Source organism: Haloterrigena sp. H1 (assembly GCF_005938085.1).
In the GTDB taxonomy this organism is placed as follows: Archaea; Halobacteriota; Halobacteria; order Halobacteriales; family Natrialbaceae; genus Natrinema.
Genome location: NZ_SMZK01000001.1, coordinates 2136518 through 2155178, shown reverse-complemented (window position 1 = coordinate 2155178; position 18661 = coordinate 2136518). Strand labels below are relative to the sequence as shown.

Sequence of the window (18661 nt, the reverse complement as noted above, 5' to 3'; positions counted from 1 at the left end):
GAATTCTTCTTCTCGAGCAGTGATAGTGGGGCCTCAAAAGGAGATTGATCACAGAGCAAAAAGACGCTATATCGGCGTCGGTATTGATGATGTCCTCGAAGCCGACATCAAATTGAAGGGAGCCACTTCGCGATCGTCGACATGGAACACATTGGGGTGCTGGCACCTACTCTCCGCTAGTGTAGTAGTTCCAGTGGGGGCGTGCGACTAATCCGCCAACCAGCAGTAGCTGCAGCAATCGTTCCAACGACCACGGCAATCCCGAGACCGGTCCCGTAAATCCATGGTGCAGTTTGAAGAAGCCCTTCGAACCCGACAATAGCTGCTGCAAGGCGATTAAAAACACTAACAGCAGGAACTGTGAGTAGTATTCCAATTACTCCCCCAATGAATCCAATTATGAACCCCTGTCCAATCACGGTTGAGACAAGGAGTGATCGTGAGACTCCTTGAGCTGTGAGAGCCGCAAATGTCTGGCGTTGTTGGTGAATTACAAGCGAGAGCAACGATACCGTTAGTGCGATGCCAGAACCGATAGCCAACAAGACGAGTGCCCCTGCAGCTGCTAGTAGAAGCACTTGTTCTTGCAACACAGCCGAAAGTTGCTCTTGGTTTGTTCGAATTTCGTATTCAGGATATGCTTCTTCCAAGTCCTGCTGAACCGTATTGGCGCTTGCACCGTCCTCGACAGTGATTGTGATGAACGTTGCTGGCTCAGTTTGAGTAGTTCCCGTGACCTCGTGCAGTTCACTGAGTGGCATTGTCACTGTTGGTGTTCCGAGCATTCGCTCGAAAGTTGGTGAGATCCCAACGATGGTGAACTGATTTTGCCTCGCAGCAGCCAGTGATCCGCCAATGTTGACTGTGTCACCAGTTGAAATATTGAGCGTATCAGCTGTTTCTTTATCAATCACCACCTCTCGAGTCATCTCGCCCTCATATGTTCCATTCGCGTAATGAGTGTCTCCCTGAAGTCCCTCACCTTCTGTTATTTGAACTACTGGGCCACCTCCTGGAACACCTGTTGCAACGAACGTATGGAATTCATCACTGTGGTTGGTGCTGACATATACAGTATCGAACGCTAACGGAATAGCATGCTGTACGTCCTCATGTGCTTCCATTTCGGCGGATAGATTTCGAGAGTTGTATAACGTGTTTTCGAACCCACCGCCGCCTGCAGACGTTATTCGAGTTTCGCCTGACGTGACCCAGAGGTCACGATCAGCAGCATCAAATCCTTGCTCGCCGGTTTCAAGAACACCAATTCCTGCACCGGCAAGTAGCGTCATTGAGAGGACAGCTAATGCGACACCGATGATCGCTAACGTGAGTTGGAGTTTGTGTTGTCGGAATTGAGCAACAGTGAGACTCCCTGCAGTACGCAGGCGAATAACTCCCTGACTCACCCAATTGTAAAGTTGTCTAAACACTATGGAACACCTCCTGAAACACGGCGAGCTGTCAGCAACAGGACTGGCAGTGAGAGTAAGCCCACTACCAGTGCAGTGGCGATTCCATAGACAATGAAGATCGGATGTGAGGTCGCTATCGGCTCCGTCGTTATTGTTCGGATCGCAATAGTGTTTATCAGCCGGATTCCTGCTAACCCGCCAATAGTGCCTATCAACCCACCAAGCCCTGTCAGCACAACTGTCTGTGTTCCCACAAGCTGTAACTGGCTTTTGATCGAGATCCCCATTGCAGAGAGAACTGCTAATTGCTGCCGATCTGCAACGATCTCGAGTCCCGATGTTGTGACAACAAAAAGCGTTCCAATAGAGAGCGATACCACAAGTGCAGTAAGCGCGAGTGCCAATGACAGATCTGACTCAGCTACTTCGTTTGCTGTCATTTCACCACGTGTCTGGACAGATGACTGTGGATAAACTCCTTCAAGCTTATTTTGCACGGCTGGCGAATTCGTACTGACAACGAATTGGTCTGCTTGGTCATATTCTGCAGCGCCAGTTATCTGTTGTAACTCGCTTAGTTGGACAAGTGCTGTCGGAATATCGCCTGTCGAACTTGACTGGTTGTCGATAGCCGTAACGGTGAACGTGTTGTTTCCTGCAACTGCGACTGATTCACCTGGTGAGGTTGCAAGAATGTCTGCTGCACCGTCCGAAAGGACCACCTCACCTGTCCACTCACCGTTGTACTCTCCGTTCGCATAGTAGGGATCCTGTGGTGTAAGCAAGTCAGAGTTGACTCCAACAACGCGATCCAGCTCGGGTGTGTTTATAACCCCGACAACAAGAACGTACTCAGCCGTGTCGCTTGATTCGATTTGGAGAACTTGAGCTAACACTGGTGTTGTTGCATCTACTCCATCGTAGCTACGGATACGATCGTTCGTCTCATGGACCGAACTGAACTGTATATTATCGGTTGCAATTAACGGTGACTCTGGACTGTCTGTCTCAGGGACGATCCAGTAATCAACCTCATCGTCATAGACAGTGGTGCTCGTCGCGAGACCGACCCCAAGTCCAGTGACCATAATCAAGAGTGCGATGGCGACGGCAACACCAAGGACACTAAATCGACTCCGTTGCTTCGCTGTATGGGTTGCACGTGATGCTGTGCGACGAATCCCGACAGCAATCAGCCCAATCCACCGGGTAAGTAGCCGCCGAATTTTCATGGACGGATCTCTTGTGTCCGACGATTAGTGATGGCACCATCTCGAAGCTGAATTACCCGATCACAAATCTCGAGTGTCTCCTGATCGTGTGAGGCAAGAACGATAGTTCGATTCTCAGCAACCTGTTTGAACTCCTCGAGTATCGTTCGCCCAGTTGCTGTGTCTAGTTCGCCGGTTGGTTCGTCAGCGATCACAAGTGCTGGATCCGTGATAAGCGCACGGGCGATCGCAACGCGTTGTTGTTCCCCACCGCTGAGTTCACCTGGTCGATGCGTGATCCGATCTTCGAGTCCAATTCGCTCGAGTAACTCTGTAGCTCGCTTCCGGCGTTCTTTCTTGGGAACACCAAGTTCAACGAGTGGAAGCGCAACATTTGCACGAGCAGAGAGAGAATCGAGTAGATGGAACCGCTGGAACACGATCCCAATATTCTCGAGTCGATGCCGAGTTCGTTCACGAGCAGACAGTGTTGCAAGGTCGGTCTCGTGGAACGAAACCGTACCTGCAGTCGGCTGTTCTAATCCAGATAAGAGATGCAACAGTGTTGATTTCCCACTGCCACTTGATCCTGCGAGACCAACGATTTCGCCGGGAGTAATCTCGAGTGAGACTGAGTCAACTGCATGGACTGCCGGTGGCTCCGATCGGCCTAATATGCGACCAATCAATCCAGGTTCTGAGCCTCGTTTATAGATTTTCGTCACGTTCCTTGCCGTGACAATAGGTGAAGAAGAATCAATGTCCTTGCTTGAGGTAACAGCCCCGACCATACAAATCGAAGGTTCTTATGGCTAATTAACAGTTATGTTCTCGTGAATAAGTGGTCTCTCGCTTTGCTTTCGAGGAAAGAAGAGCGTGTTCTGTTGGTTAGTTTTGTCGGCGGGCCAAGAGCAATGCAGCTGCCAAGAGGGCGACAAGTGTGACGTTCACACCAAATCCGGGGATTGGGAAGGCGCCATCGTCCTCAGGTTCGTCAGGTTCGTCAGGCTGACGCGGAGGATCATCGACGGGGGGTTCATCAGGATCATCAGGTACAGGTTTCGTATCTTTCTTGACGGCCAGTGTTGCTGTTGCAGTATCAGTCCCGCCGGCTTCATTTTCAACCGTGAGTTTGACTGGATACCCACCAGGCTTGTTGAATGTCTTGGTAACGGTCTTCCCTTCAAACGTCTCGTTATTTATTTCCCACTCATAATCGACGATATCTTGATCGTCGTCTGTCGACTTCGCAGCGGAGAATGTAACTGTCTCGCCGACTGTAGCTGGGTTGGGGTCGATAGAGATCACAGCGTTTGGTTGATCTGGCTCACCCCCTCCGGGTGCGCCGGGGGCTCCACCGCCACCGCCGCCACCGCCTCCGCCACCGCCGCCACCGCCTCCGCCACCGCCGCCACCGCCTCCGCCGGTGGTTTCGGCTTGAATCGTCATCGTACCGGTGTTCACTTGGAGTTCTTCACTCGAGGAACCGGTTGCGATGTGGATCCAGCGATAGTCACCTTCCGTCCAATTCTGATACGTCTCTACGGCAATCGACGTTTCAGGACCAGCTTTCACTGCAGTGGTAGAGGCATCGAGAGTGGTTTCTCCGGTAACCTCTGTTTCGATTTCATCGACGTTGCCTTCGTTTGCGATGAAACTAACAACATCTCCGAACTGAGTTAGCCCTGTCCCGGACTGCTCTCCGATTTGCTGGTTGACTATCGAGACATCATCTGTGAGGTTTTGCACCCCATTGAATTCCTTAATTTCATGCTTGATAGTCACGTTCTCAGCAGAGAGGTCTGTACTCAGCTGTTCGGAGATATTGACAGTCATCTGGCTCGTAGTGAAATTCGACTCGTCATAGACGGCAACAGCGTGTGACGTTTCGCCGTCTAATTCAGTCGCATTAACATCAAAAGTCAGAGTGTCGCCTGGCTCTGGCGAGTCAGGCGAAACCGAGACCTCGGATGGGGTATCCTGCGCAGCGAGTTGTTCGACTCCGAGAATCGTTGTCTCACCGTTGATTTCGAGATCACCGTTAGACGTGCTTAGATTACCGCCTGTCGCAAGCACGTACACGTAGTGTCCGGGTTTGTCCGGCGTGGCTGTTAGCTCTTGATCACCGCTAAGAATGATGCTCTTCTCCGTAAATGAAGCGTTCTGGTTGAGATTCTCGATGTTTTCGTTCGAGAGTTCATTAAGCAGTTCTCGTCCAGTCGTCGGTGTGGCACTCGTTTGTTCCTCGAGATGCGCAGTCAGAAGCTGAGCACCGTCAGTAGGGACATTACTCGTGTCAACGTTTTCTCCAAAGGAGAGTGTCACCTCATTTCCAGTCTGGAAGACAGCAAGCGTAGCTCGATCCATATCACCTGACGATACGTCGCCCTGTGGGGTTTGTGCGTCCAAGTAGAGATTGTCGACGGTCACTGCATCGTTCGCACTCGTATTTGCCCGTAGCGAGAGTGCCGACCGGTCCCAGACACTCATGTTCTCGGTGACGTCAATGTATGAGTCGTCTGTTCCGTCGCTCGCCGCTATTGATTGGTATGAGGTTGAAGCTGTTCCACTCGAGGCTCCCACGACCCCTGCAATTGGGCTGAGGAGAATCATAGCGCTGAATAATAGCGCAATGACAGGCTGACGTTTCATATCTCAAGAAAATAAACTCCACAGATTTAACACTACCGAGTGAATTACCTCGGAGCTAGACTCAGTATTTCCTCGAGTCGCTTATACGCTGAACAGGCGCAATACCACGGCCTTCAGGCCGTGGATACGTGCCGTCATTCAGTGACCCGTTCCACCGATACCGACAGGGACGGATATTCAACGTCAAACATAGCCTTTAATACTCTCCGTTTCATAACTGATTATGAACGCAGTACGATGCTGGAGACAACCCGCACCTACGTCGCACGCATCACGAACCACACGCAGGTTCGTGACGACCTCGACCAGTGCGGATTCGCAGCATCGAAACTGTGGAACGTCGGTCGCTACTACATCCAAGAACGGTGGGATGAAGACGGTGAGATTCCTGATGAAGCCGAACTGAAGTCGGAGTTGAAAGACCACGAACGCTACAGTGACCTCCATTCTCAGTCAAGTCAGCGAGTTCTCGAAGAGCTTGCTGAAGCGTTTACCGGCTGGTACAACTCCAACGACGGCAACAACCCACCGGGCTACCGGAAACGTGGCAACCGACACCCGCGCTCCACCGTCACGTGGAAAAAGAGAGCTATCAAGCACGACGACAAGCACGGCCAACTCCGCCTCTCGAAAGGGTTCAACCTGAAAGAGTCACGGTCTGACTTCATCCTCGCGGAGTACGAAACCCGCCCCGACGTAGAAGTCGAGAACATCCAGCAAGTGCGTGCCGTCTGGAACGGCGACGAGTGGGAACTCCATCTCGTCTGCAGGAAAAAGATTCCAGTCGAAGACGCACCCGGGGACAACACGGCGGGTATTGACCTCGGTATCAGTAACTATCTTGCCATAGACTACGAAGATGGCGCAAGTGAACTATATCCGGGGAACGTGCTAAAAGAGGACAAGCACTACTTCACTCGCGAGGAGTACCAGACCGAAGGCAAGAACGGGCCGTCGAAACGTGCGTTGAAGGCTCGCCGGAAACTCTCCCGACGCAAAAACCACTTCCTCCACACACTCTCGAAACACATCGTCGAGCGGTGTGTCGAAGAAGGCGTGGCGAAGATAGCAGTTGGCGACCTCAGCGACATTCGAGAAGACGACAACGGCGACTCGCGGAACTGGGGTGTGTCGGGGAACAAGAAACTCCACGGATGGGAGTTCGACCGATTTGCCCGTCTACTTGAATACAAGGCCGAGGAATACGGCATCCTCGTTGACCGCGTAGACGAGGAGAACACCTCGAAGACGTGTTCGTGTTGCGGGCGGATTCGGGATAGCAACCGCGTAGAGCGTGGTCTGTATGTCTGTTCGTCGTGCGAAACGACGATGAACGCAGACGTGAACCGTGCGGTAAATATTCGGAGAAAGATAACTCAGAGTCCCCCGACCGGGGATATGAGTAACGGCTGGTTGGCACAGCCCGGAGTCTTCCTGTTCGACCGCGAGAGCGGACGGTTTACACCGAGAGAACAGGGAGTCTGCAAACCCTAATATCCCAACGCTGGGGATTTCTCCGGCTTCAGCCGGAGGAGGATGTCAACAGCGCACACTGTCGTTGGCAGTTGTCGGCATAGCCTCAACCACTTGCTATCCCAGTCAGTCACCGTACTGACGGCGGAGCGTACCGATATCAATTCACCCCGTCTCCAATGTTCTGTCCGCAGCTGGTACATATATCTGCCTGCCATGGGACGGTGATTCGAATATCCCGGTCATCGTCGCAGTGTGGACAGTAGGCAGATCGAGTCGTTGTCTTCTCCCCTTGCCGCGGAATGGTAATCTGAACTTCTCGCTCAGTACCACAATATGGACAATAGACTGATGTAAACTACCCCACCCTACTCCCTCGGCGCTACGCGCCTCGGTTCTTGAGGGTGGGCTTTGATGTGGACTCCCGGCAATCAGCCCCCAGCAATAGGCTGGTGACTCTTGCCGTTTAATGTCCCACCATTTATACGCACGTTTACTGGTGCGTCTCCATCCCCCGACTTGGGCGAGGAACGGAGTCTGTGTGTTCGCTTCCGAGCGTACCGCGTCCCGATGTTCTTCGCGGCGTTGTAGTCCGCGTTCACTTCGTACCCGCACTTCTGGCAACAGAAGTGTTCTCCATGGCGGTTGCCGTCGTGCGTGAACCCGCAGTCCGTTCGAGAACAGCGTTGGGACGTGTGGTTCGGCTCGACTTGTTCCACGTAGACGCCCTTCTCAGGTGCCTTGTAGGAGACATACTCGAATAGGCGTCGGAACGCCCAGACATGGTGCCACTTTGCCTGTGGAAGCCGCTCTCGAATATCGGTCAAATCCTCGAACACGATTACGTCGCAGTCGTGTTCGACGGCCTCCGTGACGACTTCGTTAGCGACCGTGTGGATGTACTGTTTCCGCCATGCTTCTTCGCGCTTGCCGAGGCGAAGCAGGGCGTTGTGCGCGGCTTGCGTGCCGCGCTGTTGCATCTCTCCACGTTGCTTCTCGAACTCGCGGCACCAGTGGTCGTAGTCGTCTCCCTGCCAGAAGCGCCCGGTGGAGGCGACGGCGAGACTGTTAACGCCGAGGTCGATACCAAGGACTGTTTGGTGCTCGGTATCTCCCGAAACCTCAGACAACTCGCCGTCTCCATCGGAGTCGTACTTCCGAGTGGTGATGTGGAAGTAGAACTCGTCGTCTATTGCGTCGTACTGGAGCGTACTCGCTCGGAACTCAAACTCCTCGGACAGCACGTACCGCTCATATGGCGTGGGGCTGTCCGAGGGAAGTTCAAAGTCGCACTCGACACGCCCGTTGACAGTCGAGAGTGAGACTTTGTTCCGGTAGAATGTGGCGCTCCGTTTGTCGTAGAGCATACTCCACGACGTGAGTTCCGGCTGGCTCACTCGTTTTCCTTGTTTCCACCGTTCGACGCATCCCTTGACGGCTTGGACAGCGCGTCGGATGGCTTCTTGGACGAGGTTCGCGGTGAGTTCGGTTTCGTCGCGGAGTTCGTCGTAAAGAGCGTCTCGTGCGGTCGTGTTGGCTGTGATGCACTCGGTGTAGGAGTCGTCGGACCAACAGAACTCGGCGGCACGGTTGGCGCAGTGAAGGAACTGCCGGGCGGATTCGTGGAGGTCGTCGCGTCGCTCGTCGGGAACGACGAGTTTGACGGGCGCGGTACGCCGGACCTCCATATTTCAGATGGAGTGCTGACGGTTCTTAACCGTTCGGGAGTCAGGCGGTCGCAGTATGCAGGTTGTGTCGTACCATGTCGGTTTCCTTTTCGGCCTACTCGCTCACTCTGTTCACTCCTTGAGGTCGGAGGCTCCACCTCGGAAATGCTGATCGTCGTATTCTCGTGCATAAGTCCCCCCACCTCCGGATCTAGTTATACTATTCTAACGTATAATGAATAAAATCTTAATATTTAGTTATAGTTTATATATCAAAATATATAAAATTAAGTAATAAATAATTGGGATTTTTATATGAATATTGAAGGCCGTAAGGACCAATAGAACTACCACTTGATTAATATGAATCCTGTAGTTGACCTCCTCCCGCTCCAGCGATCTCCCTGAAATCTGAATCGGCAACTACTGTGAAGACACGGGTATGCGCTCGCATTATGTATCAAAACTGTAAACGGATATCTGCCTCGAGTTCGGACAGCGATTGTTCTATCGCTTTTGCACCTCAGAGCTACTGTGTCTGGCGATATCCAACTATGAGTAGTGCAAAGACAGTTACTACGGGGAAAAAGCCCGGGTTGCCAACCGAGTCGGTCTCTGTATTAGTCGGCTCATTAGACGTCTCAGACTCGTTGTTTGGATTGAGAACCTGATCCTGATCAGGACTCTCTTGGGTGCTTTCGTTGTCAGAATTAGTCTCATTCACACTCTCGGTGTCAGAGCCTGAGACGGACGTCTCATTCGTATCCGTCTCACTCTCGTTAGAACTGTCTTCGGTTACCGAATCGTCATCCACAGATTCATTTGACTGATCGGTACTGCTGTTAGAACTGTTAGTATCGTCTTCGGATACACTGTCGTCCGGGGAAGCAACTCCTCCGCTACCGCCACCGCCACCACCGCTACTCCCTCCGCCGCTGCCGGTTCCATCATCTTCATCGGTGTCGTCGGCTGTTACCGTGAGCGTCTCTCCGTTATCGATCGCGACAATGGTCGGGTATCCCTGTGCTTCCTCGTCACCCTGTACAGCACCGTAAACATGATACTCGCCTTCACCGAAGTCGCTGAGATTGGTAGTCGTACTATATGTTCCGTCACCTTCAGCGCCTAACGTAATGTTTTTTCCATCGTCGTTAGCTTCGTTCCAGATCGCGACATCAACAGCGTCTACATTCGTTGCTGCATCCGTTGGCTCGATTGATGCAGTAACTTTGATTTCTTCATTGACTGTTGCGGATGTCGGATGGTCGACCTCAAGATCGAACTCTTCGACGACCACGGGATACACTGCTTGCCGACCCTGTCCTCGAGGTTCCAAGGATAGCATGTACGTCCCAGGCTCGAGCGTGCTTGTATCGAGCGCGTCATCTTCGGTTCCCATCGCAACACGGGTTTTGTCCGCGGTCCATACGTTACTGTACTCAGCTTTTTCGTCTGTATTGTAGAGGTAGATACTATATTGTTCTTGAGAGGTGACTTCGATTTCGATCGGTTCGCCCGGTTTGATGACACCGACACCATCAACCGGATACTCTGTTCCTTCGATCTCGATTGTCTCTTCGGGGGTCGAAATTGCATCAACGACCTCGAGATCGTAGTCTGACTCCGATGCTACTGGGGCAGCAAGCGAGACGGAGGCAAGGACGATTAGACAAACGCTGACGACTTGGAGGGCACTTGTCCGCATGAATGAACATTTTGAAACTATGAATAAAATCCTTCCGCTGTTACGAGAAACTCAGCAGGTTACACGCAGTATGAGAGAATGCCTCGAGCCATGTCTCCAAGGTAATTCACTGCGCTACGGCGATTGCTGCAGAAGCCAGCAATCAAAAATACCGATCGAGTATTCAGTAAAATGGTAATAATGGGGAGGGAGCCTCCATTGGTAGCGTCGAAGACAATTCATTATTTTGTCCATTGGGATTTGATCTTTGATTTGGTGTGAAATTTCCAACAGGTTTATTTCAGCGTAGTTCAAAGCAAGCGGTGGCGAGGAAAAGATTCAGTCCTTGTCCGACCGAATCTGTCCGGCTTCAATACAGACGGAACCTCGCCGCGACTCCGGGATCGTTCGACTACCACTCGATCCCAACCCCATTGACACACCACCTTTCAGATGGGGCTCCGACGCTGGCTTCCGGCCAGCGTTTTTCGAAACCAGCACTCAACGTGTGTGACAAGTGCGGTACGGTAGCGAACGCGGACGTAAACGGTGCTGAGAACATTCGACAGAAAGTATCTCTGAATCCGTCCGAGAATAGAAATAACGGCTGGTTGGCACAGCTATCGGTGTCCATGTTCGATTCTGAGAGTGGATGCTTTGCCGGGAAAGGTATCAATCGTCGCTTGGTACAGTCTCTTTGATTTCTGCGATGTGACTCTGAACGCTCCACAACTCTTCCACTAGCTGATCAAGTGACTGCTCTGTTTCCTCGTCACAAAGTTCTGTATTAACGTTCCAGACAACGTCTTCGGCATCAGCGAGCTGATCCTCAGCATGTTCCAGCGCTTGGATTAATTCATTGGTGTCTCCCATTATCTCTAACTACCTCTCATAGAGGATATTCTATTTATGGTAATATATCTGTGCTGGCTAACGAGGAAATTGTCATGTTGGGTATCAGATGGATATGGACAACAAGCTGGTCGAGTTCGAGAGCGAGGAAACCATCGAACTCGAGCGTCGGTGGGGATCAACTACCGAAATCACAGTACATTGACCTCCTCCCACGCTTGCAGACGCAGGTATGCGCTATCAATTACAATTGACTGGCTCTATGAGAGAAGATGCACATAGTCGTCAAGGGAGAGGGCAAACTCTCGAGTCGTGGGTAACTCGAGCCAGGAATAGGTAAATTCGACGCCCTGTTCTTCCCCATCACCAGTCACCACGTGTGTCCACGTATCTCGGTCAACATCGACCTCTGCATGGAAGAAATGCCGGTGGTATCTTTTGGGGGGTGTGCGCCGGCGCGTCCAGACATCGCTCGTCAGGTGTTCGACGTTCTGAAGTGTTGTGAGGCCGCTTTCTTCCCGGACTTCGCGCTCGAGTGCATCCCGTGGCGATTCGCCGGGTTCAATCGTTCCTTTCGGAATTTGGAGTCCATCGTGGCCGGGTCCCTCGAACACGAGCAACTCGTGGCCATTCCGGGTAAGATACGCACAGACTTTGGGGACACAGGGCACTACCGAGTTGTGCATATAGTAGGATTTCTTATATCATAATATAAAAATATGTGGTTGTGGTATGCGTGGAGACGTAGTGGTGGTGAGTTTAACAGTGGTCACTGACGTCGCTGGTGGAACCTGCTTCTCACCCACTCCAGTCGTGTATTCCTATGTCTGTCAGTTCGAAAACTTAGTATACCAAACTATTCTATGACTGCAATTTGTTTAATGGCGAGTATAGTTTACTGGGGAGAACGGTGTACAGTCTCGTATGGACGAGCTACTTGCAAGCGATCTTCGACAGAAATCTGTTGTAGGCATCGACGGCAGCGAGGTCGGGATCGTACACAATGTCATAATGCGCATTAAATCGGGCACGCTTGACCATCTCGTCGTCGACCCCCACGGGCGATTCTCGAGTGAGTCAGCGGGCTTCGAAACGACCGACGACGGCCGACTCCTCGTTCCCATCAGTTGCATCCAGGACATCAGGGACCACATCATCATTCGCACGTAACGAGATGCTCGAGGGCGTCCTGCCGGGCCGTCGCCCCGTCATAGCGCTTGTTTACAAGCGGTATAGGAGAATGCCCCGGGGCTTGACCCCGGGGTTGAATCCGATAGGCAGGGGTACAAACCACTAAGTAAACACATTTCTAACCAAGAGACAGCGATGGAATACAGTCACCGCTACCCTGTATACCCGACACAAGAGGTAGCGGCTGAACTGGAATACCACATCGACGTTCATCGCCAAGCATACAACTACACTCTGTACGAGTACGCCCACGTTGACGCCGATACCATCGGGTCTGCATACAAACACCACTACCGACTTCCCGGCTGGAAAGACGAGTTTCCCGTCTTCTCAGAGGTCAATTCGAAGGCCCTACAACGAACTGTCACGCGATTCTACCAGAACCTCTCGAACCTCTCTGACCAGAAGGCGAACGGGAACAAGGTAGGGAAACTCAAGTGGAAGTCACCACGGGAGTTCCAGAGTATGACGTATTCGCAGTCTGGCTTCGAACTCAAAAACACGAGTGGCCGACATGCGACACTCTGGCTCTCCAAAATCGGCGACATCAAAATCCGCTACCACCGCAACATCCCCGACGAAGCAGACATCAAGGAAGTCACGGTCAAGAAGGAAACGACCGGCGATTGGTTCGTCTCCTTCGGGCTGGAAACCGATGAGGACGACCTGCCCGAGAAACCCGACGTGGACTCGCTCAACGCGAGTAACAGCGTCGGGATTGACCTCGGCATCCTCAACTACATCCACACGTCGGACGGCAAGACTGTGGATTGGCTTGACCTCGAAGACGAGTACGAGCGATTACGCCGCGAACAGCGCAAACTCTCGCGGAAGGAGCAAGGTTCGAACAACTACGAGAAACAACGCAAGCAGGTCGCCAAGGTCAAGCGCCACATCCGCCGGAAGGTGTTGGACTATCAACACAAGATTACGACGTGGCTCGTCCGCGAGTACGACGCCGTATTCGTTGAGGACTTGGACGTGAAAGGGATGCTCGAACAGTCGCACAACGCCCGGAACAAGCAGGATGCGGCGTGGCGACAGTTCATCACTCTGCTCGAATACAAGGCCGACCTGTACGGTTGCCACGTCGTGCAGGTCGAAGCGGCAGGAACGACGAAAGAATGCGCGTCGTGCGGTGTAGAGACGGCGAAGCCCATCTGGGTGCGGGAACACTCCTGCCCGTCGTGTGGGTTCGAGTGTGACCGTGACGCGAATGCGGCGATGAACGTGTTACAACGCGGCTTTTCTGAACTAGGGCTGGGATGGCCCGAAGACACGCCTGTGGAGACTGCGCTCCCTACGGACACCACCTCGGTGTCTGCAAAGCGCGTTTGTCGAGGGAACCTCGACAGGCTGTCAGACAGAGTCTGACAACGTCGTGGAAACAGGAAGCCTCGGGGCTTGACCCCGAGGCGGTTCACGCCGAGTCAGAGTTCGGTGACCGTGACCGTGCTGATCGCGTGGCGGCCCTCATCGTCGAGGGTCGCGACCCGGTCACCGACGCCGCCCTGATCGATCTCGACGAGCACCGACGTATCACAGAGTTTCATCGTCAAGTCGCGACAGCGTCCCGCGGCTCAATTCGTCGATGTCTGCCTTGACAGCCTCGTGGGTCTCGGCGTCGAGCGCCGGGCCAACGGCCCCGGGTATCCCAGTCGATGAGCGGGGACAGCGAGCCAAGTGCACCGGGAGATGGAGCGCGGTCCAGCACTGGGCTGGTGACGGTGCTCGCAGACCCGCTCGATCGCCAAGACCAGCGGCAGCACGGTCGAGATGGTGTCGCTGGACGGCCACCGAAACCGCTGGTGACCGACGACGGACGGGAACAGAACAGGATACAAGCCTCTTGCGCTGCTGGCGGTGGGGCTGGAAGCGGCCGACTGTCACCACTCTCCAGAGGTTGGTGCCGCTGGTCGGCGACCAAGGCCCAAGCGCCGCCATTGCCGGTCACGCGACGCCCGCGTCGCTGGCCCGGCAGCACGTTTTTAGTGAACCGTCGCGTCGAGGCGGTGTGGGACGCTACCAGCCGAGAACGCACGACTCGTTCATCAAATGTGAGACGCCTCGCTGCGGGGCAAACAACGCCCCCGAAGGGAGTACAGCATACGACACTGCCTGTTGGCGATGTGGCGAATCCCTCGGCGGGAAACCAGATCCCGGTGACGAAGTCACCGTCGACATCGTCGACGAGCAAGCCGACGGTACGCTCGTCTGTAAAACGGAGAGTGGGTTCGTCCTCTTTCTCGAGGCGGATACTGCGGCAATCGAAGCCACAGTCCGAGTCACCGCCGTTGACGAGACCCACGGCGAAGCAGAACTCGTCGACACGGGACCGTAGCGAGTCCCGATTTTCCAGAGCCGTCAGCCCAGCGTGTCGTCTCGGCGGTGAGAACCAGCATGCTGAGAGACCAAGGGACGCCGGCGGATCCAGTCGTCCACCATATCGGCGACGCCGAGGCGGACTGTCGACACGGCCACGGCTCGCGAGGTTCTTGTGGGGGTCTCCTCACGTTAAAATAGCGCAGTGCGGCCGTCTCGAGTCCCGGCCGCGACGAGACGGGCCTCACTCGTGCGCCAGGTCCGAATCCCGCCGGCGGGCAACGAGCCAGACGCAGAGCGCACTCACCCCGGCGACGACCGCCGGCCAGCGGTCGCTGCTCAGATAGAGGTCCCCCGCCGGCGGGCGATAGTCGAGCAGCGGCCAGAAAATGGCGTAGGCTTCGCCCGACGCCGTCACCAACAGGAGATCGAGGGCATGGTGGGAGCCGGCGCCGACCGCAAGCAGGGCGACCGTGCGGGGACGCTGGGCCGGCGCCACGAAGAGCCCACCGAGGCCGATGATGAGCGCGGAGCCGACGAGGGTGTGGATCGGGCTCCAGGTGAACGGGACGCCGAGGACCCAAGCGACAAACTCGTCCGGCACCAGCAGCTGGATCTTCATGAGGTCTGGCACGAGCGCGCCAGCCATGACGAGCGTGACGTGAGCCGGGCGCAGCCACGCATAGCGAACCGAGAGCAGCATGCCAAGGGTGTAGCTGACGAGCACGTGGGTCAAGACGTCAGGCACGCGGCTCACCTCCGCCCTTAGTGCGCTTGCGCTGGTCGCGGTGAGTGCCGGTCCGTGGGCCGTCGGTCGTGGCCGAGTGGTCGGCCCGGCCCTCAAGCGCTCGTGCGCCACGCCTCTCGGGGCCGTCGTCGTCGGGGCGGCCACCACGCGATCGCTCGCGTGGTACAAACGCGAGCGTGGTCCGGTCGACGCGCCAGTGGCGGACGAACCGGCCGACAACCCAGAGCCCGCCCAGCGCCGAGACGACCAGCATGTAACGCGTCTCGGCCGGGTCGCGCGTCAGCGCGCGCTCGACGGCGAGGGTCGACTCGGTTGTAAGGGTGCCGAACGCCGTCACCCGGTCCCCCCGCTCGAGCGGCGCGTTACCGGTTTTGAGTCGGGCGTCGGCGTCCTCGAGCGTGAACCGTCCGTAGCCGCTGGCCCGCGTCGCGATCACGACAGGGTCGGCAGCGACGACGATGCCGCCGAGAACGACCTGGTCGCCCACGTACGCTGCTGGTTCCGACCTCACGTCGGCCTGGTCTGAATACGCGCTCTCCGTCAGGTCGCCGACCGTCGCACCCGCCCAGACCGAACACGTGATCAGGAGTCCGACGAGCACGACGCCGGCAAGCACGCGACTGCGATGCCCGTGCGGATCCGACATAGTCCTTCTCGTGGAGATGCGCTAGCGGGGCCAAATGTCTTCTGTTCCCGGCGGGCCCGCTGGTGCCGGGAGCCGCCATCACGTCCCGCTGTGTCGGCCGGTCCCGCGCCATAGGAGGCCTATATAGCACTTCACTGACAACATAGCAACCCACATATACATCGGGCAAACGACTAGTTTCTAACACATGTCCAACCGGCATCCAACAGAGCAGACGTGTCCCAGCTGCGAGCGCCACGACACGATCCACACCGACAAACCGTGGTTGCCAGCCGTCTGTCTGGCCTGTGGCAGCTTCTGCTGACGCCAGTAGAGCCGCGCCATCCCCGCTACTTCTCCGTCACGCGGCGGTGTCGGCCCAAGCCTCCTACCGCTGGAGAACACGCTGTTCGATGGCCTCTGTTCGGCTACCAGTGTAGCTATGACTATAGGTAACGTGGCTGTAGGACACGCAACTCGTCGATCTTGAGGCGCTCGACTCCTCCTGGCTTCGAGACAGAGAGTACCTGCTTAAGGCTCAGCCGATCGTACTTGTAGTCACATCTCGACTCCACCACTTCCTAGGTGCGGTGTCCTCGGTTACCTAAGTGGCTCACCGGCAACAGCCCATTCTCGACACAGTTGTCGGCGTTCAGTGATTTCAGCAGCGTGTCCCGGACAGATCGTTCCGCGATTGCAGTAGATTTCCCACGCACGATCGTTCCCGATTGTCTCTTTCTCGAGCATCTAATATCTCCCCTGAGCAACTCACTCATAGCTGAGCCGACATAATAGTTTCCGAATGGCTGGCTGTTCCATTATCTGAAAAGGCGGTCAGAATAGCCGTTCCGAGATTAGCGAGATTCTCGTTACTAGCGTCGGCCGCGAGAACGGCCTCAAGAGCAGTCTCTCCGTCAGATCGGTTGCTCAGCAATTCCTGCAGCATCTCGAGGTCGTCGACCGTCATTGAGAAAGTGTGTTATACCGTCACCAAGTTGTCATTTTCAACTTCACGGCGGATAGGGCGGCATGCAGCCTGAAACATTCTCGAGGCAGGAAGTCTCCTCACGGAGTGAGGGCAAGCAAGTGAATAGGGGGTAGTTTACTTCTCGTCGCGTGGATCCTCAACGAATTCATATAATCCCCCTTTGTTTAATCGCCGTATCCATCCAGCGGTGGTGAGATTTCTTAATGCGTACTCAACTTGTCCCTTTTCGAGATCTGTTCGTTCACGAAAGAACTGAGGATTCGCGCGTCCCCACGGCACACCGGATTCTTTGCCTTCTTTAAAGAGTTCGAGAATGATTTCTTCTCGTTCATTCGGCTCGTAATTCTGATTAACCATTATTAGCGTCTCGTGCATCACAGAACATAATACTACATCTTATGCTAAGAAGGTAGCATAGGACACAGCCAAGCATTTTGCTTAGCAAAATATTAAGTAGGTGGCCGAAGTAGACCTAGATGAGAAGCACAATGGCTGCAGAAACTCTGCGGCCCGGTGCTGGTACACCGGCCCGTGCTTCTCTGAGGGACGAGAAGCAATGACAAATTCGACTACTACCCTATTAAAACGTACCGACAACAAACAATGCGATCACAGCTGGTGTGATAGTCCAACTGGTGATCGACTATCCTGTTTTACATATTTTGAACCGTCGTCTATCGAGGTGAGTAGTGAGAATGACCGCTGACAATCATTCTTCTTTCGCCAAAACACGCTCAACGTGTGAAGATAGTCGATCCATTATTTCGACGCCGAAACAGGTTCTACAGGGTCACCCTGTCGACTCCAAATCAAACACCACTCTTTGTATCGGATGTGGGATAGCGCTACATGAGACCGACATCGTGTTCGCGTACGCCTGCCGGTGTGCTGACTCCGTACAGTGGGACGTTCCACGGGTGTACTGCCGTGACTGTGCACCTGACAAGATCAGTTCACCCACGCTTGGTATAACGGAAGTGCTCGTTGGTGGTCGTCTCGGGACGATCGCATTTCCTACACCACGGAAGCACCAACTCTGTTTGACCGAACTCGCAACTCGAGCGTTTAGCCCGCCAGAGGAGGGATCAGCACCATGAGTCCGTTCTCGGAGCTACCAGAGTTTGCTGAACAATCCCGTAGGGACGATGCTGTGGAGTTCGACGATCCGACGAAGCGTGGATACGGGTGGACAAAGCGCTCGAAGAAGGTCAAGGAACGAGACCAGAATATCTGTCAACGCTGTGGCGATCACAACGGAAACTACGAATATCACCCACTGGTGATGGAGACGCATCACATCGTTCCTGGAAAATATCTGCCCAAAGCGGATGCACGTGTCGACCTCAATCTCGTTACCGTCTGTGGGACGTGCCACAGTCATATCGAGGGGGCACACGTTGAACGACAGTTCAAAGAAACCGGGCGGGACAATGCGCTCACCATCCTTCGCATGCTGAAAGAGAAAGAACACTCACTCCGTTTTCTCTGTCGCAATCTCGATCTGTCGGACGAAGAGGTTCGAATGACCATGTCGCAACTCGAGCAGATGAACTGCGTAATGAGCATAGGTAGCGCGCGCTATCAGGCAACCTGCCCAGCAACGGCGAAATCAGCCGCCGAACGAGCAAGAATGCAGTTGGAGTTCGAACAGGAACGGCGGCAGCAACTCGAAACCGCACTCGAGAACCTTCGACGACAAGTTACCTGTAATCTCGACGAACTCGAGTACGCACTGGAATCGGGAGACGTTGAACGACTCGAGTTAGCCCTCGAAAGAATACGAGACGCGCTTCGGACAACCCCTTCACAACAGTAGTGCTCGAAGGGGTGGTT

The 18661-nt window shown here is 54.5% G+C and carries 17 protein-coding genes and 1 pseudogene; 6 read left to right on the top strand and 12 right to left on the bottom strand.

Going from position 1 to position 18661, the window contains the following annotated elements:
• Positions 1 to 176 precede the first annotated feature (176 nt).
• From E2L06_RS10775 to E2L06_RS10760, 4 genes are all read right to left on the bottom strand, one after another.
• Positions 177 to 1409, bottom strand: coding sequence for an ABC transporter permease (locus tag E2L06_RS10775; protein ID WP_138782543.1), 1233 nt, complete (start codon positions 1407 to 1409; stop codon positions 177 to 179).
• Between the two features lie 23 nt (positions 1410 to 1432).
• Entirely contained in the window at positions 1433 to 2647 is a 1215-nt protein-coding gene (locus E2L06_RS10770) for an ABC transporter permease (protein ID WP_138781274.1), read from the bottom strand.
• The gene (locus E2L06_RS10765) at positions 2644 to 3417 is read right to left on the bottom strand and encodes an ABC transporter ATP-binding protein (protein ID WP_138781272.1); all 774 of its coding nucleotides are present in this window, start codon (positions 3415 to 3417) and stop codon (positions 2644 to 2646) included. Before E2L06_RS10765 ends, E2L06_RS10770 begins: the two co-directional genes overlap by 4 nt.
• Positions 3418 to 3514: 97 nt before the next feature.
• A complete protein-coding gene (locus E2L06_RS10760) occupies positions 3515 to 5278 on the bottom strand; it encodes a PKD domain-containing protein (protein WP_138781270.1) in 1764 nt (587 codons plus the stop codon).
• A 237-nt stretch (positions 5279 to 5515) separates the two neighbouring features.
• On the opposite strand from E2L06_RS10760, the gene E2L06_RS10755 reads away from it, so the two are divergent.
• Positions 5516 to 6772: an RNA-guided endonuclease TnpB family protein gene (locus E2L06_RS10755; protein ID WP_138781268.1), complete on the top strand. Its 1257-nt coding sequence runs from the start codon at positions 5516 to 5518 to the stop codon at positions 6770 to 6772.
• Between the two features lie 410 nt (positions 6773 to 7182).
• On the opposite strand, the gene E2L06_RS10750 is transcribed toward E2L06_RS10755, so the two are convergent.
• Both E2L06_RS10750 and E2L06_RS10745 read right to left on the bottom strand, forming a co-directional pair.
• Entirely contained in the window at positions 7183 to 8439 is a 1257-nt protein-coding gene (locus E2L06_RS10750) for an RNA-guided endonuclease TnpB family protein (protein ID WP_138781266.1), read from the bottom strand.
• 508 nt (positions 8440 to 8947) lie between these two features.
• The gene (locus E2L06_RS10745; protein WP_138781264.1) at positions 8948 to 10123 is read right to left on the bottom strand and encodes a hypothetical protein; all 1176 of its coding nucleotides are present in this window, start codon (positions 10121 to 10123) and stop codon (positions 8948 to 8950) included.
• Positions 10124 to 10602: 479 nt separating this feature from the next.
• On the opposite strand from E2L06_RS10745, the pseudogene E2L06_RS22380 reads away from it, so the two are divergent.
• Positions 10603 to 10803 (top strand): annotated as a pseudogene (locus tag E2L06_RS22380) (hypothetical protein); the annotation flags it as partial.
• Here the strand turns inward: E2L06_RS22380 and E2L06_RS10735 are convergent.
• The gene (locus E2L06_RS10735) at positions 10775 to 10975 is read right to left on the bottom strand and encodes a hypothetical protein (RefSeq protein WP_138781262.1); all 201 of its coding nucleotides are present in this window, start codon (positions 10973 to 10975) and stop codon (positions 10775 to 10777) included. The pseudogene E2L06_RS22380 and the gene E2L06_RS10735 overlap by 29 nt on opposite strands.
• A gap of 239 nt (positions 10976 to 11214) precedes the next feature.
• Positions 11215 to 11640, bottom strand: a complete 426-nt coding sequence (locus E2L06_RS10730; RefSeq protein WP_138781261.1) for an NUDIX domain-containing protein — start codon at positions 11638 to 11640, stop codon at positions 11215 to 11217.
• 238 nt (positions 11641 to 11878) lie between these two features.
• On the opposite strand from E2L06_RS10730, the gene E2L06_RS10725 reads away from it, so the two are divergent.
• Both E2L06_RS10725 and E2L06_RS10720 read left to right on the top strand, forming a co-directional pair.
• On the top strand, positions 11879 to 12124 hold the full coding sequence (locus tag E2L06_RS10725) for a PRC-barrel domain-containing protein (protein ID WP_138781258.1): 246 nt from the start codon (positions 11879 to 11881) through the stop codon (positions 12122 to 12124).
• 156 nt (positions 12125 to 12280) lie between these two features.
• Entirely contained in the window at positions 12281 to 13519 is a 1239-nt protein-coding gene (locus E2L06_RS10720) for an RNA-guided endonuclease TnpB family protein (RefSeq protein ID WP_138781256.1), read from the top strand.
• Positions 13520 to 13575: 56 nt separating this feature from the next.
• Here E2L06_RS10720 and E2L06_RS22775 read toward each other — a convergent pair whose 3' ends face one another.
• A complete protein-coding gene (locus E2L06_RS22775) occupies positions 13576 to 13698 on the bottom strand; it encodes a hypothetical protein (protein WP_283241357.1) in 123 nt (40 codons plus the stop codon).
• A gap of 461 nt (positions 13699 to 14159) precedes the next feature.
• Here E2L06_RS22775 and E2L06_RS10710 point away from each other — a divergent pair, with 461 nt between their 5' ends.
• Positions 14160 to 14486 carry a TRAM domain-containing protein gene (locus E2L06_RS10710; RefSeq protein ID WP_138781254.1) on the top strand — a complete coding sequence of 109 codons (327 nt, stop codon included), beginning with the start codon at positions 14160 to 14162 and terminating at the stop codon, positions 14484 to 14486.
• Positions 14487 to 14711: 225 nt separating this feature from the next.
• On the opposite strand, the gene E2L06_RS10705 is transcribed toward E2L06_RS10710, so the two are convergent.
• From E2L06_RS10705 to E2L06_RS10695, 3 genes are all read right to left on the bottom strand, one after another.
• Positions 14712 to 15215, bottom strand: a complete 504-nt coding sequence (locus E2L06_RS10705) for a metal-dependent hydrolase (protein WP_138781252.1) — start codon at positions 15213 to 15215, stop codon at positions 14712 to 14714.
• Positions 15208 to 15861 (bottom strand): hypothetical protein, encoded by a 654-nt coding sequence (locus E2L06_RS10700; protein ID WP_138781249.1) that lies wholly within the window; start codon positions 15859 to 15861, stop codon positions 15208 to 15210. Before E2L06_RS10700 ends, E2L06_RS10705 begins: the two co-directional genes overlap by 8 nt.
• Positions 15862 to 16942: 1081 nt before the next feature.
• On the bottom strand, positions 16943 to 17185 hold the full coding sequence (locus tag E2L06_RS10695; protein WP_138781247.1) for a MarR family transcriptional regulator: 243 nt from the start codon (positions 17183 to 17185) through the stop codon (positions 16943 to 16945).
• 736 nt (positions 17186 to 17921) lie between these two features.
• On the opposite strand from E2L06_RS10695, the gene E2L06_RS10685 reads away from it, so the two are divergent.
• Positions 17922 to 18644 carry an HNH endonuclease gene (locus tag E2L06_RS10685; protein WP_138781243.1) on the top strand — a complete coding sequence of 241 codons (723 nt, stop codon included), beginning with the start codon at positions 17922 to 17924 and terminating at the stop codon, positions 18642 to 18644.
• Positions 18645 to 18661: the final 17 nt, after the last annotated feature.

Bases quoted from the DNA above. Each gene is read 5' to 3' on its own strand.
- E2L06_RS10770 (WP_138781274.1), bottom strand. From the start codon at position 2,647: ATGAAAATTCGGCGGCTACTTACCCGGTGGATTGGGCTGATTGCTGTC.
- E2L06_RS10765 (WP_138781272.1), bottom strand. From the start codon at position 3,417: ATGGTCGGGGCTGTTACCTCAAGCAAGGACATTGATTCTTCTTCACCT.
- E2L06_RS10760 (WP_138781270.1), bottom strand. From the start codon at position 5,278: ATGAAACGTCAGCCTGTCATTGCGCTATTATTCAGCGCTATGATTCTC.
- E2L06_RS10755 (WP_138781268.1), top strand. From the start codon at position 5,516: ATGCTGGAGACAACCCGCACCTACGTCGCACGCATCACGAACCACACG.
- E2L06_RS10750 (WP_138781266.1), bottom strand. From the start codon at position 8,439: ATGGAGGTCCGGCGTACCGCGCCCGTCAAACTCGTCGTTCCCGACGAG.
- E2L06_RS10745 (WP_138781264.1), bottom strand. From the start codon at position 10,123: ATGCGGACAAGTGCCCTCCAAGTCGTCAGCGTTTGTCTAATCGTCCTT.
- E2L06_RS10735 (WP_138781262.1), bottom strand. From the start codon at position 10,975: ATGGGAGACACCAATGAATTAATCCAAGCGCTGGAACATGCTGAGGAT.
- E2L06_RS10730 (WP_138781261.1), bottom strand. From the start codon at position 11,640: ATGCACAACTCGGTAGTGCCCTGTGTCCCCAAAGTCTGTGCGTATCTT.
- E2L06_RS10725 (WP_138781258.1), top strand. From the start codon at position 11,879: ATGGACGAGCTACTTGCAAGCGATCTTCGACAGAAATCTGTTGTAGGC.
- E2L06_RS10720 (WP_138781256.1), top strand. From the start codon at position 12,281: ATGGAATACAGTCACCGCTACCCTGTATACCCGACACAAGAGGTAGCG.
- E2L06_RS22775 (WP_283241357.1), bottom strand. From the start codon at position 13,698: ATGAAACTCTGTGATACGTCGGTGCTCGTCGAGATCGATCAGGGCGGC.
- E2L06_RS10700 (WP_138781249.1), bottom strand. From the start codon at position 15,861: ATGTCGGATCCGCACGGGCATCGCAGTCGCGTGCTTGCCGGCGTCGTG.
- E2L06_RS10695 (WP_138781247.1), bottom strand. From the start codon at position 17,185: ATGGTTAATCAGAATTACGAGCCGAATGAACGAGAAGAAATCATTCTC.
- E2L06_RS10685 (WP_138781243.1), top strand. From the start codon at position 17,922: ATGAGTCCGTTCTCGGAGCTACCAGAGTTTGCTGAACAATCCCGTAGG.